Below are 13,994 nucleotides of genomic sequence, written 5' to 3' on the forward strand. Positions count from 1 at the left end.
CAGGGCGTCAGTGCGCCGAACCCGACAACTGGAGGCCGACCACACCGATGATGACGAGGCTGATCGACACGATCTTCAGCGTCGACACCAGGTCGCCGAGGAACACCATGCCGTAGATCGCCGTGCCCGCCGCGCCGATACCGGTCCACACGGCGTAGGCGGGTCCCACGTCGAGTTTCTTCAGCGCCAGGGTCAGCAGGCCGAAGCTGCCGAGGGCGAAGACGCAGAACGCGATCGTCGGCCAGAGCCGTGTGAAACCGTGCGACAGCTTCAGACACACGGCGAAGCCGGTCTCCAGCAATCCCGCCACTATGACCAGCAGCCACGCCATGAGTCGTTCCTCCCGTATCCCCACGTTCAGCGACCGCTTGGTCTGTTGGAGCGTGTACGCCAGATTCTTCAGCTTCTGGTCGGTCTTGCGTCCGGCTTGGTGCGATTATGCACTTACCGTCCGCACGCCAAGACAAACAACGCGGAGGTCAGTCGCCTTCCTTCCGCTCCCGCGTGGCCAGCAGCCGCCGCAGCGAGTACAGCCGCGCCGGATCCGCGTGTCCCTCGGCCACCCACGCGTCCAGCGCGCAGTCGGGCTCGTCATGGCTGCACGCGCGCGGGCAGCCCTCGGTGCCCGGCTCCAGGTCGGGGAAGGCGTGGATGACCTGGGCCGGGTCCACGTGGTGCAGTCCGAAGGACCGTAGGCCCGGCGTGTCGATCACCCAGCCGTCGCTGCCCGACAGCGGCAGGGCGAGCGCCGAGGTGGTGGTGTGCCGGCCGCGGCCCGTCACCGCGTTCACATGCCCCGTCGTACGCCGTTGCTCCTGTGGCACCAGCGCGTTGACCAGGGTCGTCTTGCCGACACCGGAGTGGCCGACGAACGCGGTGATCTTGCCGTCGAGCTGCTCGCGTACACGGGCGACGGCGGTGCCGTTCTGTAGTTCCTCGCGGCTGGTGACGACGTAGGGGATGTCGAGGTGGCCGTACAGCTCCAGCAGCTTGTCGGGCGGGGCGAGGTCCGACTTGGTCAGGACCAGCAGCGGGGCCAGGCCGCCGGCGTAGGCCGCGACCAGGCAGCGGTCGATCAGCCGCGGGCGGGGCTCGGGGTCGGCCAGGGCGGTGACGACGGCCAGCTGGTCGGCGTTGGCGACGACCACGCGCTCGTACGGGTCGTCGTCGTCCGCCGTGCGACGGAGCACGGACGTCCGCTCCTCGATGCGGACGATCCTCGCGAGCGAGTCCTTCTTTCCGGACAGGTCGCCGACGAGCGCCACGCGGTCGCCGACCACCGCCGCCTTGCGGCCCAGCTCGCGGGCCTTCATCGCCATCACCACACGGTCCTCGACGAGGCAGGTCAGGCGGCCCCGGTCGACCGTGAGGACGAGACCCTCGGCGGCGTCCTCGTGCTTGGGCCGGATGTTCGTCCGGGGCCGGGTGTTCCGGCGGCCGGGACGGGTGCGGATGTCGTCCTCGTCGGTGTGCTTGCCGTAGCGGCGCATGACCTGATCCCCGCGTCCTACGCCCCGAGCATCCCGGTCCACAGGTCGGGGAAGTCGGGCAGGGTCTTGGCCGTCGTCGCCACGTTCTCGATCTGCACTCCGTCGACCACCAGGCCGAGGATCGCGCCGGCCGTGGCCATGCGGTGGTCGTCGTAGGTGTGGAAGATCCCGCCGTGCAGTCGGCGCGGGCGGATGTGCAGACCGTCGGCGGTCTCCGTGACGTCACCGCCGAGTTCGTTGATCTCCTTGGTCAACGCGGCCAGGCGGTCCGTCTCGTGCAGCCGCAGATGGGCCACGCCGCGCAGGGTCGACGGGGAGTCCGCGAGGGCCGCGACCGCCGCGATGCCCGGCGTCAGCTCGCCGACCTCGCTCAGGTCGACGTCGATGCCGTGGATCGAGCCGGAGCCGGTGAACACGAGCCCGAACTCGGTCAGTTCGCAGGAGCCGCCCATCTCGGTGAAGATCTCGCGCAGCCGGTCACCGGGCTGGGTGGTGCGGGCCGGCCAGTCCGGGATGACGACCCGGCCGCCGGTCACCAGCGCGGCCGCCAGGAACGGCTGGGCGTTGGACAGGTCCGGCTCGATCGTCAGGTCGCGGCCGAGCAGGGCGCCGGGCGTGACCCGCCAGACGTTCGGCTCGCCGCCCGACTCGGGTGTGTCCACCTGGGCGCCGACCGCGCGCAGCATGTCGACGGTCATGCGGATGTGCGGCATGGAGGGCAGCGTGGCGCCGGTGTGGCGGACCTCGACGCCCTGGTTGAAGCGCGGGCCGGACAGCAGCAGGGCGCTCACGAACTGCGACGAGGAGGACGCGTCGATGGCGACCGGGCCGCCGTCCAGGGCGCCGCTGCCGTGCACGGTCAGCGGCAGCGCGCCACGGCCGTCGTCGTCGATCCGGGCGCCGAGCTGACGCAGCGCGTCGATGACTCCGTTCAGGGGACGCTCGTAGGAGCGGGGATCACCGTCGAAGCGGACGGGACCGTCGGCGAGCGCGGCGACCGGCGGCAGGAACCGCATCACCGTGCCGGCGTTGCCGACGTCGACTGTGGCCGGGCCGCGCAGGCCCGTGGGGATCACACGCCAGGCCTCGCCGGTGCCGTCCGGGCCGACCCCTTCCTCGATCTCGATGCCCATGGCGCGCAGCGCGGCTGCCATCAGCAGCGTGTCGCGGGAGCGCAGCGGGCGGCGCAGCCAGCCCGGTTCGGAGGCGAGGGAGGCGAGGACGAGGGCGCGGTTGGTGACCGACTTGGACCCGGGCACGTGGACCGTCGCGTCGACGGCTCCGCTCGCGTGCGGGGCGGGCCAGAGGGCGGTGTCTGCGGTGTTCGGGGCCATGGGCCCCACTTTATAAGGAGGCCGTCGCTCGGGTGGGGCGCCGTGGGGCCGCTCGCGCCCACGCGGCGCAGCCGCACGTCGGCACAGTCCCGCCCCGGTGCGACTGCGCCCCTTCGGGGCGCGTCACAAGTCCAGCAGCCAGCGCCCGCCCCCTATCAGGGAGCACAGCGACACCGCATGGAAAAGAAACAGCCACAACGCCGCCGGCACATGCGTCAGCCGCGACAACTGGTCCGCGTCCGAGTCCCCCGCCCCGCCCCGGGCCCGCTTGGCCTGGAGCTCGAACGCCGGACGCACCCCGCCGATCAGCAGGAACCACACCACCACGTACGCGAACGCCGCCTGGACCTGAGGGCCGGCCAGCCAGGACACCACGACGAACAGGCCGCCGGTGACGATCATGGTGAGGGCGCCGTAGGCGTTGCGGATCATCACCAGCATGGCCAGTAGCAGGGCCGTGGCCAGCCACAGCAGGAGCGTGATGCGGCCGGAGCCGAGCAGGGCCGCGCCGCCGAGGCCCAGCAGGGGCGGGGCGGTGTAGCCGGAGGCCGCGGTGAGGATCATGCCGATGCCGTACGGCTTGCCGCGGCTGACGGTCAGGCCGCTGGTGTCCGAGTGCAGCCGTATGCCGGTGAGGGTGCGGCCGGTGAGCAGGGCCACGAGCCCGTGTCCGCCCTCGTGGGCGATGGTGATGGCGTTGCGGGAGATGCGCCACAGGCCGTGCGGGATCACCACGGCGAGCGCGACTGCCAGGGTCGCGATCACGACCCACAGGTCGGGGTCGGGCTGGGTGCCGGAGACCTCGTCCCAGAGGGAGGCGAGGGAGGCGGTTGCGGTGCTGTCCATGTGCGGCGTTGGCTCCCTGTGGGCGAATGGAATCTGGCAGTGTGGCACGTATGTGCGGACGGTATGCAGCGAGTCGTAGGCCAGAGGATCTCTCAGGAATCTTTGAGATCGAGAAGTGGGAGCCCGAGGAGACTCTGGAGCCCGACTACAACGTGGCGCCCACCAAAGAGGTCTACGCCGTCCTCGACCGCCCTCTGAAAGACGCGGACGACCCGCGACCGGTTCGGCAGCTGCGCAGGCTGAAGTGGGGGCTCGTCCCGTCCTGGTCGAAGACCCCCGAGGGCGGCGCCCGGATGATCAACGCCCGCGCGGAGACCGTCCACGAGAAGCCGTCCTACCGCCGCGCCTTCACCTCCCGGCGCTGCATCCTGCCCGCCGACGGCTACTACGAGTGGGTCACCGGCGGGCAGGAGCGCGAGCTGGAGGTCGAGGGCAAGAAGAAGCGGCCGCGCAAGCAGCCCTACTTCGTGACACCGGCGGACGGGTCGGTCTTCGCGATGGCCGGGCTGTACGAGTTCTGGCGGGACAAGACACTGCCGGACGACCACCCGCAGGCCTGGTGGGTGACGTGCTCCGTCATCACCACCGAGGCCGAGCAGAGCCCGCTGGCGGTGTCCCCGGCGGACGGTCCGCGGACTCTGGCCGAAATCCACCCACGGATGCCGCTGATGCTGACACCCGAGCGCTGGGACGCCTGGCTGGACCCCTCCCGCACGGACGCCGACGACCTGCGCGAGCTGCTCGCCCCGCCGCCCGCCGGGCTGATGCGCGCCTACCCCGTCGCCACGGCCGTCAGCAACGTCCGCAACAACGGCCCCGAGCTGCTCAAGGAGCTGGAAGGGCCCGAAGAGGGCACACTCTTCTGACGTGAGTTCCGACACGACCGAGATCGTCGAGACCGACGCCGGCCCCGCCCGTATCACCTGGCACGAGGCGAAGAAGGCCCGGCTGGTGCTCGCCGTCAGCCACGGCGCCGGCGGCGGCATCGAGGCCCGCGACCTGAAGGCCCTGGCCGCCGTCCTGCCCGCCCACGGCGTCACCGTGGCCCGCGTGGAGCAGCCCTGGCGGGTGGCAGGGAAGAAGCTCGCCCCGGCGCCCAGGACCCTGGACCTCGGCTGGCGCGACGTCTGGCCCGCGCTGGTCGAGCCCGGACTGCCGGTGATCTCCGGCGGCCGCAGCGCCGGGGCCCGCGTGGCCTGCCGCACCGCCGGCGAACTCGGCGCCCACGCGGTCCTCGCCCTCAGTTTTCCCCTGCACCCGCCCGGCAAGCCCGAGAAGTCCCGCGCCGCCGAGCTGCTGGGTTCCGGGGTGCCCACCCTGGTCGTCCAGGGCGGGAACGACCCGTTCGGGAAGCCCGAGGAGTTCCCCGAGGGGCCGCACGAGCTCGTCGAGGTGCCGTACGGCGATCACGGCTTCGCCGTCCCCAAGCGCGCGGAGATCACGCAGGAAGAGGCAGTGGCGGTCATCACGGACGCGGTCGTGGAGTGGACCGGGTCACTCGGGTAAAGCTCCGGGAATGCCGGGGCGGCGAGCACTGTTGTGCGGGACGTACGTGCTGGAGACCAGCGCCGACGCCGTAGGAGAGGAAGTCCGCCGCATGGGTTCGATCTACTGCCCGAGCCGCAGCAGCCGCCCCGACCTGGACTGGACGGTGCTGCACGCGGCCAGGACCGCCCCTATTCGGGCGGCGGGCGGACCGGATCGTCGTCTATCCTCCGATTCGGGTGAGACCGGTCTCGGTCTCACGAGAACACTCGAGGAGGTGGGTCCGGTCACTGGGACCGACGCAGGGACCGAACACGGCCACGCGGAGCAGCCCGAGGGCCAGGGCGGCACGGGTGCGGAGACGGCCGCGGAGCGCAACGCGCGCTTCGAGCGGGACGCGCTCGAGTTCCTCGACCAGATGTACTCGGCCGCGCTGCGCATGACGCGCAACCCGGCCGACGCCGAGGACCTGGTGCAGGAGACGTATGCCAAGGCGTACGCGTCCTTCCACCAGTTCCGCGAGGGCACCAATCTCAAGGCGTGGCTGTACCGGATCCTCACCAACACCTTCATCAACTCGTACCGCAAGAAGCAGCGTGAACCGCAGCGCTCCGCGGCCGAGGAGATCGAGGACTGGCAGCTCGCCCGTGCCGAGTCGCACATGTCGACGGGCTTGCGCTCCGCGGAGTCGCAGGCGCTCGACCACCTGCCCGACTCGGACGTGAAGGAAGCGCTCCAGGCGATCCCCGAGGAGTTCCGCATCGCCGTCTATCTGGCGGACGTCGAGGGCTTTGCCTACAAGGAGATCGCCGACATCATGGGGACACCCATCGGTACGGTGATGTCCCGGCTGCACCGGGGCCGCCGTCAGCTGCGCGGCATGCTGGAGGACTACGCCCGTGACCGCGGGATGGTCCCGGCCGGCGCCGGAGAGTCGAACGAAGCGAAAGGCTCGGGGTCATGAGCTGCGGAGAGCCGCACGAGACGGATTGCAGCGAAATCCTCGATCATCTCTACGAGTTCCTCGACCGTGAGATGCCGGACTCGGACTGCGTGAAGTTCGAGCACCACTTCGAGGAGTGCTCGCCCTGTCTGGAGAAGTACGGGCTCGAGCAGGCCGTGAAGAAGCTGGTCAAGCGCTGCTGCGGGCATGACGACGTGCCGGGCGACCTGCGCGACAAGGTCATGGGGCGGATCGAGCTGATCCGTTCCGGCCAGGCCGTCCCCGAGCAGGACGTCACGGCCTCGCCTGCCACGCCGCAGGAGTCCTGACACTCCCGCGCTTTTCAACTACCCCGCCTCTGAAGGGGTAGTCATCCTCGAACGCATCACTCGAACGTGCTAATCCGCGGGTTATCGGCCCGCGGAGCCCCCTGTCGGCGTCCTAGGCTCCGGGCCTGACGGACATGGCCGGGGGAGGGGTGCATGGAAGCGGTACCGGTGCGGGCACGGGTGTACGTCGCCTGCGTCGCCGTCGCCGCCCTCCTCTGTCTGCTGCCGCTGCCGGACGTCCACACGCCCTGGTGGGCCGTGGTGCTGCTCGCCGCGCTGTACGCGGGCTGCGAGCGCGTCGCCCGGTCCCGGTTCGTCGGGATCTCCCATCCGGCCGGGACCTTCTCCCCCGTGCTGCTCGCCGGTGCCTTCCTGTTGCCCCCGCCCGCCGCCGCCCTGGTGGCCGTGCCCGGTGCGCTGCTCTCGCACGTCGAGCAGCGGCCCGTGGCGCTGCGCCGGGTCTGGCGGGCCGCCCAGCTCGTCCTCGGCGTATGGGCCGCGGCCCGGGTGCACTGGGCGCTCGGGGGGCGGGACGCGGTCGTCGCGGGCGACGTCCCCTACGCGCTCGGACCGGCCGGGGCGGCCGTGCTGGCGTTCTGCCTGGTGCTCGCGCTGCTGGACGGCGGGATCCTGGCCCTGGCCGAGCGGGTGCCGCTGCGGCGGGCCTGGCGGGGACTCGTGGCTCGCTCCCTCGCGCCCATCGCCGTGCACGGACTGGCCGGGCTGATGATGGCCGTGCTGTGGCGCAGCCCGTACGGTCCCGTGGCCGCTCTGCTCGTGCTGCTGCCGATGTGCGTCTCCTGGTGGGCCTTCGCGCAGTACCACCGGGAACGGGCCGCCCATCAGGCGACCATCCGGGCGCTGGTCCAGGCCGTCGACATCAAGGACGGCTACACGCGCGGGCACAGCGAGCGCGTCGGGCAGGCCTCCATGATGATCGCGCGCGAGCTGGGCATGGACGACGAGCGAGTGGAGGTGCTCCGCTTCGCCGGGATCCTGCACGACGTCGGCAAGCTGGGCGTCCCCACCCGGCTGCTCAGGAAGGACGGGCCGCTCACGCCCGAGGAGCGGCGGGTGATCGAGCTGCACCCCGAGTACGGGCACGAGATGGTGCGCGGCATCGGCTTCCTCGGGGAGGCCCGCGCCGCCGTGCTGCACCACCACGAACGGCTGGACGGCACCGGGTACCCCTACGGCCTGGTGGGCAGTCAGATCCCGGAATCGGCCCGGGTCGTGGCGGTCGCGGACGCCTTCGACGCCATGACCTCCACACGGAGCTACAGCAGGGCCCGGCCCGTCGCGGTCGCCCTGGCGGAGCTGAAGCGGTGCTCCGGCAGCCAGTTCGACCCGGTGATGGTCGCGGCTCTCGTGGAGGCCGTCGGCCGGGCCGGGTGGCGCCCCGCCGTGACCGCCGACGACGTCCACCCGCCCCGGATTCCGCCGCCCGGCGCACCCGTCTCCAGTCGGCCGGGAGCACACCGGTGAGCGCGTACCGCCCGCTGCCGCTGTTCACCCTCGTCCACGCCTGTGCCGCCCTCCTCGCCGTCGGCTCCCTCGCCGTCACCCTCTACGACGGGCTGGAGGAACGTGGGGTCGCCCTCGCCTTCGGCGTCCTCGTCGCCGTCGGGGAGCTCGCCCGGCGCAACGGTGCGCAGGTCAGGGAGCCGGCGCCACTCGGGGCCGCCGCGGCCCTGTCGTACGCGCTGCTCGGCGAGGCCGGCGGGCGGGCCACGCACCACGGCGTCGCCCAGGTCGTCGCCGTCGTGCTGGCCGCCTCGCTGCTCGGCAGCGTGCCGCACGTGGCGCGCGGGCAGGGGCCCACGCTCGACCATCTGGCGCGCCGGGTGCTCACCGTCGGGTTCGTCGCCGTGTGCTTCCAGCCCCCCTACAACCGGGGCATGTTCGACGACTGGGGCGGCCCCGCCTACGCGCTGCTGCTGCTCGCGCTGCTGTCCCTGACCGCGCTGTGCGACGCGGTGCTCGCCGCCGCGCTGGCCCACTCCCGCACCGGCTGGCCCTTCGGGCCGGTGCTGCGGGACGAGCTGCGGGCCATCTGCGGCATCGGCTCCGCCGTCATCGCGACCGGGGCGGTGATGGCCCTGGCGGTCGCCGTCGTGGGCCTGTGGGCGCTGCCCGTCTTCTCCGTGCCGCTGCTGCTCGCCCAGATGTCGTTCCGCCGGTACGCCGCCGTCCGGGCGACCTACCGGCAGACCATCGCCTCCCTCGCCCGGGCCACCGAGGTCGCCGGGTACACCCCCTGCGGGCACGCCCGCCGCGTCGCCGCGCTCAGTCAGGCCGTGGGGCGTGACCTGGGCCTCACCGAGCCCGAGCTGGCCGTGCTGGAGTACGCCGCGCTCATGCACGACATCGGCCAGCTCAGCCTCGTCGACCCGGTGCCGGCGGGCGCCACCGCCGGTCTGCCCGCCGCGGAACAGCGGCGGATCGCGCTGCTCGGCGCAGCGGTCGTACGGCAGACGGGCGTCGACGAGGCGGTCGCCGTGGTCGTGGAGCGGCAGGCCGACCCCTACGCGGAGCAGCCGCTCGCCGCGCGGATCGTCCGGGCCGTGAACGCGTACGAGGAGAAGTCCCGGGAAGGCGGTCCCGGCGGACCACTGACGGCGCTGGAGGAACTCCGCCTCGCCACCGCCGGGGAGTACGCCCCGGAGGTGGTGGAATCGCTGGCCCGGGTACTGTCCAGGAGCAGTCTGACCTTGCCCATGACTGGGTAACCCATGGGTAATGAGCGCCCCGGAGGCCGTACGTGGTTGGATGCGAAGAAGAAGGTGTCCGGGGGCTCGAAACACAGCTACGGCCAGCCCACCGCACGGAACTGGCAGGCGGGAATCGTGAGGATCTTCGGCAAGGGACGGCACCGGCCCTCCGCCTCCTGGCGGCAGGCCACAGACCGGGCGTTCACGCTCATCGGCGACGGCCGGTACGAGGACGCCGGCGCACTGTTGACACGTGCCGCCGATCTGGAGCCCTGGCTGTCCGAGTCCTGGTTCAACCTCGCCCTGCTGCACAAGTTCCGGCACGACTGGGAGCAGGCGCGGGCGGCGGGCCTCAGGGCCGTGGCGCTGCTCGACCGGGACACCGGCGCGCCCGACTGGTGGAACGTCGGCATCGCCGCGACCGCCCTCCAGGACTGGCCGCTGGCCCGGCGCGCCTGGCAGGCCTACGGGCTGCGGGTGCCGGGGCCGGCCAACGACTCCGGTGAGCCCGTCGGCATGGACCTCGGCAGCGCGGCCGTACGGCTGTCCCCGGAGGGGGAGGCCGAGGTCGTGTGGGGACGGCGGTTGGATCCCGCGCGGATCGAGGTGCTGTCCATTCCGCTGCCGTCGTCGGGGCGGCGCTGGGGTGAGGTCGTGCTGCACGACGGTGTGCCGCACGGGGAGCGGACCACGGCCGCCGGGCACACGTACCCGGTGTTCGACGAGATCGAGCTGTGGGCGCCGTCACCGGTGCCGACGTGGGTGGTGCTGCTGGAGGCGGCGACCGAGGCGGACCGGGACGCGCTGGAGCAGCTCGCCGCGGATGCCGGGTTCGCCGCGGAGGACTGGTCTTCTTCGGTGCGGTTGCTGTGCCGGATGTGCTCCGAGTCACGGATGCCGTCCGACGAGGGCGACGGGGAGCATCTCGATCCACATGATCACAGTGAGCCGGGGCATCCCGGGCCGCTGGGGCATCGGACGGACGGGCAGCTGTGGGTTCCCGAGCGGGAGTGCGGGCTGGCCGCGCCGGCTTCCCTTGTGAGGGGACTGCTGGACGGGTGGGTGGCCGACAGCCCCGATTCCCGGGACTGGCGGGATCTCGAAGAGGTCTGCTAGGTCCTGCTTCCCCCGTACCCTGTATCAGCATCCCAGCTTGGATTTGTTCAGGAAGGCGTACGTAACGTCATGGCTCAGCAGGACACCGATCAGCAGCGCGCGGGCGTGCTCCCCGTCGATGACGAGGGGTACGTGATCGACACGGAGGACTGCGAGGAGCGCGAGGCGGCCTGGCGGGAGCGGGGGACCTCGCGGCCGATCACGGTGGTCGGGAACCCGGTGCTGCACAAGGAGTGCAAGGACGTCACCGAGTTCGGCGACGAGCTGCAGCAGCTGGTGGCGGACATGTTCGCGAGCCAGCGCACCGCCGAGGGTGTGGGCCTGGCCGCCAACCAGATCGGCGTCGACCTGAAGGTCTTCGTCTACGACTGCCCGGACGACGAGGGCGTCCGGCACACCGGCGTCGTCTGCAACCCCAAGCTCGTCGAACTGCCCGCCGAGAAGCGCCGGCTGGACGACAGCAACGAGGGCTGCCTGTCGGTGCCGACCGCGTACGCGCCGCTCGCCCGGCCCGACTACGCCGAGGTGACCGGGCAGGACGAGAGGGGCAACGCGATCCGGGTGCGCGGCACCGGATACTTCGCTCGGTGTTTGCAGCACGAGACCGACCACCTGTACGGCTACCTGTACATCGACCGCCTCTCCAAGCGTGAACGCAAGGACGCGCTGCGGCAGATGGCCGAGAACGAGCCCCGGTACCCCGTCGTCGCGAACGACTGAGACCCCACGATCACCAGGCGAACGGCGTCTGTTCAGGTTTCCCACCCTGGACAGGCGCCGTTCGCCTGCGTCGTTCGCCTGTCCGTCGCACGTTCGATCGCTTCCGCTCTCCTGGTGATCCGGTACCAGTCACTCAACGGGAGGTTCCCGGCAGTGTGGGGTAGTGAATGAAGCAAATGCGTTCCCAGAGCGGTCAGTTGTAGTGCTGAATGGGAGGAGCGGGACATGCAACGGCGCACGCCCGGCACGGAAGGAGGGGCGCCCGCGCCAACTGGCGGCTGAGAGGGGTTAGTTCGTGCATGCTTTGTCACACGGCACCACATCGACACCGACCACCATCGCAGTTCCACCGTCGCTCTCCCTTCAGGTGATCGAGGCGGCGTTTCCCCGGCAACTCCACCCGTATTGGCCGAAGTGCCAGGAGAAGACCCGGGCCTGGCTGCTCGAAAAGCGGCTCATGCCCGCGGACAAGGTGGAGGAACATGCCGACGGCCTGTGCTACACGGACCTCATGGCCGGGTACTACATCGGCGCCTCCGACGAGGTCATGCAGGCGATCGCGGACTACAGCGCCTGGTTCTTCGTCTGGGACGACCGTCACGACCGCGACATCGTGCACGGCCGCCCGGTCGCCTGGCGGCGGCTGCGGGACCAGTTGCACACGGCCCTCGACTCACCCGGGGAGCACCTGCACCACGAGGACCCACTGGTCGCGGGGTTCGCGGACAGCGTGCTGCGGCTGTACGCCTTCCTGCCGGCGACGTGGAACCTCCGGTTCGCCCGGCACTTCCACGAGGTGATCGACGCGTACGACCGGGAGTTCCACAACCGCACCCACGGGATCGTGCCCACGGTCGCGGAATATCTCCGGCTGCGCCGGCTCACCTTCGCCCACTGGATCTGGACGGATCTGCTGGAGCCGACCGCGGGATGCGAACTCCCCGACGCCGTGCGAAAACACCCGGCATATCGGCGGGCCGCGCTGCTGAGCCAGGAGTTCGCCGCTTGGTACAACGACCTCTGTTCGCTGCCGAAGGAGATAGCGGGCGACGAGGTGCACAATCTCGGAATCAGTCTCATCGCCCATGAGGGGCTGACCCTGGAACAGGCGGTCGCGCAAGTCAGGAACCGTGTCGAGAATTGCATCACGGAATTCCTCGTCGTCGAAAAGGAAGCATTACGGTTCGCCGACGACCTCGCCGACGGCACCGTGCGGGGGAAGGAACTCAGCGCCGCCGTGCGGGTCTGTCTGGGCAATATGCGGAACTGGTTCAGTTCCGTCTACTGGTTCCATCACGAGTCCGGCCGGTACATGGTCGACAGCTGGGACGACCGGTCCACGCCCCCGTACGTCAACAACGAAGCGGCAGGTGAGAAATGACCGTCGAGTCCGTGAAGCCTGAAGCACCTGTGGTTCCTCAGCTGCGTGAACCGCCCCGGGCGGGCGGCGGTGTCCCCGTCCTGGGGCACGGCTGGAAGCTGGTGCGCGACCCGCTGGCGTTCATGTCCCGGCTGCGCGACCACGGCGACGTGGTCCGCCTGAAGCTCGGGCCGAAGACGGTCTACGCCGTCACCACCCCGGCCCTCACCGGCGCCCTGGCGCTGAGCAACGACTTCATCATCGCCGGGCCGCTGTGGGAGTCCCTGGAGGGCCTGCTCGGCAAGGAGGGCGTGGCCACGGCGAACGGCCCGCGGCACCGGCGCCAGCGGCGCACCATCCAGCCCGCCTTCCGGCTCGACGCCATCCCCGCCTACGGGCCGATCATGGAGGAGGAGGCGCACGCGCTCACCGAGCGCTGGAAGCCCGGCGAGACCATCGACTGCACCTCCGAGTCCTTCCGGGTGGCCGTGCGCATCGCGGCCCGCTGCCTGCTGCGCGGCGACTACATGGACGAGCGGGCGGAGCGGCTGTGCGTCGCGCTCGCCACCGTCTTCCGCGGGATGTACCGGCGGATGGTGGTGCCGCTCGGGCCGCTCTACAAGCTGCCGCTCCCGGCCAACCGCGAATTCAACCGGGCCTTGGCCGATTTGCATCTCCTGGTGGACGAGATCGTCGCCGAGCGCCGCGCATCCGGTCAAAAGCCGGACGATTTGCTGACGGCATTGCTGGAGGCGACGGACGAGAATGGCGACCCGATCGGGGAACAGGAGATCCACGACCAGGTCGTCGCGATCCTCACCCCCGGCAGCGAAACCGTCGCCTCCACGATCATGTGGCTGCTGCATATGCTCGCGGAACACCCTGAACAGGCGGACAGGGTGCGTGACGAAGTAGAAGCGGTCACCGGTGGGAGGCCGGTGGCATTTGCGGATGTCCGAGGACTCAGGCACACCAACAATGTCGTCGTCGAGTCCATGCGTTTGAGCCCGGCCGTGTGGATTCTGACGCGGCGCGCGGTACGGGACACGGAACTCGGCGGATACCGGATTCCGGCCGGGGCGGACATCGTCTACAGCCCGTACGCGATCCAGCGCGATGCGAAGTCGTACGAGCGGAACCTGGAGTTCGACCCCGACCGCTGGCTTCCGGACCGGGTCAAGGACATCCCCAAGCACGCCATGAGCCCGTTCAGCGTGGGCAACCGCAAGTGCCCGAGCGACCACTTCTCGATGGCCCAGCTGACGCTGATCACGGCGGCGCTGGCCACCAAGTACCGCTTCGAGCAGGTGGCCGCCTCGAACGACGGCACCCGGGTCGGCATCACGCTGCGGCCGCACGACCTGCTGCTGCGGCCGGTGCCGAGGTGAGCGGGGGAGAGGGCCAGGCCGCTTCGGGGCCCCCGAAGGTCCGCCGGTAGGCGTCCGGCGTCGGGCCCACGGCCCGGACGAAGCGGTGGCGTGGCGCGGCCGCGTTGCCGAACCCTGTTCGACCGGCGAACGCGTCCATCCTCTGGTCCGTCGCTTCCAGCAGCCGCTGGGCCGGCAGCACGCGCTGGCGCAGGATCCAGCGGTGGGGAGTGATCCCGGTCTGCTGGAAGCGACGGGCGAGGTGCGCGGGTACTGCCGGGCTCAGGGAGACC

General features: G+C 70.9%; 14 protein-coding genes and 1 pseudogene. 10 read left to right on the forward strand and 5 right to left on the reverse strand.

Features of this window, described 5'->3' with window-relative positions:
- Positions 1-7 precede the first annotated feature (7 nt).
- The 4 genes from PV963_RS30645 to PV963_RS30660 form a co-directional block, all read right to left on the reverse strand.
- On the reverse strand, positions 8-331 hold the full coding sequence (locus PV963_RS30645) for a DMT family transporter (protein WP_053757374.1): 324 nt from the start codon (positions 329-331) through the stop codon (positions 8-10).
- 148 nt (positions 332-479) lie between these two features.
- The gene (gene rsgA / locus PV963_RS30650) at positions 480-1,490 is read right to left on the reverse strand and encodes a ribosome small subunit-dependent GTPase A (RefSeq protein WP_274819326.1); all 1,011 of its coding nucleotides are present in this window, start codon (positions 1,488-1,490) and stop codon (positions 480-482) included.
- A 17-nt stretch (positions 1,491-1,507) separates the two neighbouring features.
- On the reverse strand, positions 1,508-2,824 hold the full coding sequence (aroA, locus tag PV963_RS30655; RefSeq protein ID WP_274819327.1) for a 3-phosphoshikimate 1-carboxyvinyltransferase: 1,317 nt from the start codon (positions 2,822-2,824) through the stop codon (positions 1,508-1,510).
- Positions 2,825-2,947: 123 nt separating this feature from the next.
- Entirely contained in the window at positions 2,948-3,670 is a 723-nt protein-coding gene (locus PV963_RS30660; protein WP_274819329.1) for a M50 family metallopeptidase, read from the reverse strand.
- Between the two features lie 50 nt (positions 3,671-3,720).
- On the opposite strand from PV963_RS30660, the gene PV963_RS30665 reads away from it, so the two are divergent.
- The 10 genes from PV963_RS30665 to PV963_RS30710 all read left to right on the forward strand — a co-directional run bounded on the left by PV963_RS30665 (position 3,721) and on the right by PV963_RS30710 (position 13,722).
- Entirely contained in the window at positions 3,721-4,536 is an 816-nt protein-coding gene (locus tag PV963_RS30665) for an SOS response-associated peptidase (protein ID WP_274819331.1), read from the forward strand.
- 1 nt (position 4,537) lies between these two features.
- The gene (locus PV963_RS30670; protein WP_274819333.1) at positions 4,538-5,176 is read left to right on the forward strand and encodes an alpha/beta family hydrolase; all 639 of its coding nucleotides are present in this window, start codon (positions 4,538-4,540) and stop codon (positions 5,174-5,176) included.
- 256 nt (positions 5,177-5,432) lie between these two features.
- The gene (sigR, locus tag PV963_RS30675; protein WP_274819335.1) at positions 5,433-6,119 is read left to right on the forward strand and encodes an RNA polymerase sigma factor SigR; all 687 of its coding nucleotides are present in this window, start codon (positions 5,433-5,435) and stop codon (positions 6,117-6,119) included.
- Positions 6,116-6,427 carry a mycothiol system anti-sigma-R factor gene (gene rsrA / locus PV963_RS30680; RefSeq protein WP_033314427.1) on the forward strand — a complete coding sequence of 104 codons (312 nt, stop codon included), beginning with the start codon at positions 6,116-6,118 and terminating at the stop codon, positions 6,425-6,427. The genes sigR and rsrA overlap by 4 nt, the downstream gene beginning before the upstream one ends.
- A gap of 153 nt (positions 6,428-6,580) precedes the next feature.
- Positions 6,581-7,912, forward strand: coding sequence for an HD-GYP domain-containing protein (locus PV963_RS30685; protein ID WP_274819338.1), 1,332 nt, complete (start codon positions 6,581-6,583; stop codon positions 7,910-7,912).
- Entirely contained in the window at positions 7,909-9,156 is a 1,248-nt protein-coding gene (locus PV963_RS30690) for an HD-GYP domain-containing protein (RefSeq protein WP_274819340.1), read from the forward strand. The genes PV963_RS30685 and PV963_RS30690 overlap by 4 nt, the downstream gene beginning before the upstream one ends.
- A 117-nt stretch (positions 9,157-9,273) precedes the next feature.
- Positions 9,274-10,254: a tetratricopeptide repeat protein gene (locus PV963_RS30695; RefSeq protein ID WP_274822165.1), complete on the forward strand. Its 981-nt coding sequence runs from the start codon at positions 9,274-9,276 to the stop codon at positions 10,252-10,254.
- 69 nt (positions 10,255-10,323) lie between these two features.
- A complete protein-coding gene (gene def, locus PV963_RS30700) occupies positions 10,324-10,974 on the forward strand; it encodes a peptide deformylase (RefSeq protein ID WP_274819342.1) in 651 nt (216 codons plus the stop codon).
- Between the two features lie 295 nt (positions 10,975-11,269).
- Positions 11,270-12,355: an epi-isozizaene synthase gene (cyc1, locus tag PV963_RS30705; protein ID WP_274819344.1), complete on the forward strand. Its 1,086-nt coding sequence runs from the start codon at positions 11,270-11,272 to the stop codon at positions 12,353-12,355.
- On the forward strand, positions 12,352-13,722 hold the full coding sequence (locus tag PV963_RS30710) for a cytochrome P450 (protein ID WP_274819346.1): 1,371 nt from the start codon (positions 12,352-12,354) through the stop codon (positions 13,720-13,722). The genes cyc1 and PV963_RS30710 overlap by 4 nt, the downstream gene beginning before the upstream one ends.
- On the opposite strand, the pseudogene PV963_RS30715 reads toward PV963_RS30710, so the two are convergent.
- Positions 13,676-13,972: pseudogene (locus PV963_RS30715) on the reverse strand (helix-turn-helix domain-containing protein); the annotation flags it as partial. The gene PV963_RS30710 and the pseudogene PV963_RS30715 sit on opposite strands and share 47 nt — an antisense overlap.
- Between the last annotated feature and the right edge of the window lie 22 nt (positions 13,973-13,994).

This window comes from Streptomyces coeruleorubidus, assembly GCF_028885415.1.
GTDB classification, from domain to species: Bacteria; Actinomycetota; Actinomycetes; order Streptomycetales; family Streptomycetaceae; genus Streptomyces; species Streptomyces coeruleorubidus_A.

Bases quoted from the DNA above. Each gene is read 5' to 3' on its own strand.
- rsgA (WP_274819326.1), bottom strand. From the start codon at position 1,490: ATGCGCCGCTACGGCAAGCACACCGACGAGGACGACATCCGCACCCGT.
- PV963_RS30685 (WP_274819338.1), top strand. From the start codon at position 6,581: ATGGAAGCGGTACCGGTGCGGGCACGGGTGTACGTCGCCTGCGTCGCC.
- PV963_RS30645 (WP_053757374.1), bottom strand. From the start codon at position 331: ATGGCGTGGCTGCTGGTCATAGTGGCGGGATTGCTGGAGACCGGCTTC.
- PV963_RS30665 (WP_274819331.1), top strand. From the start codon at position 3,721: ATGTGCGGACGGTATGCAGCGAGTCGTAGGCCAGAGGATCTCTCAGGA.
- PV963_RS30710 (WP_274819346.1), top strand. From the start codon at position 12,352: ATGACCGTCGAGTCCGTGAAGCCTGAAGCACCTGTGGTTCCTCAGCTG.
- rsrA (WP_033314427.1), top strand. From the start codon at position 6,116: ATGAGCTGCGGAGAGCCGCACGAGACGGATTGCAGCGAAATCCTCGAT.
- PV963_RS30660 (WP_274819329.1), bottom strand. From the start codon at position 3,670: ATGGACAGCACCGCAACCGCCTCCCTCGCCTCCCTCTGGGACGAGGTC.
- aroA (WP_274819327.1), bottom strand. From the start codon at position 2,824: ATGGCCCCGAACACCGCAGACACCGCCCTCTGGCCCGCCCCGCACGCG.
- def (WP_274819342.1), top strand. From the start codon at position 10,324: ATGGCTCAGCAGGACACCGATCAGCAGCGCGCGGGCGTGCTCCCCGTC.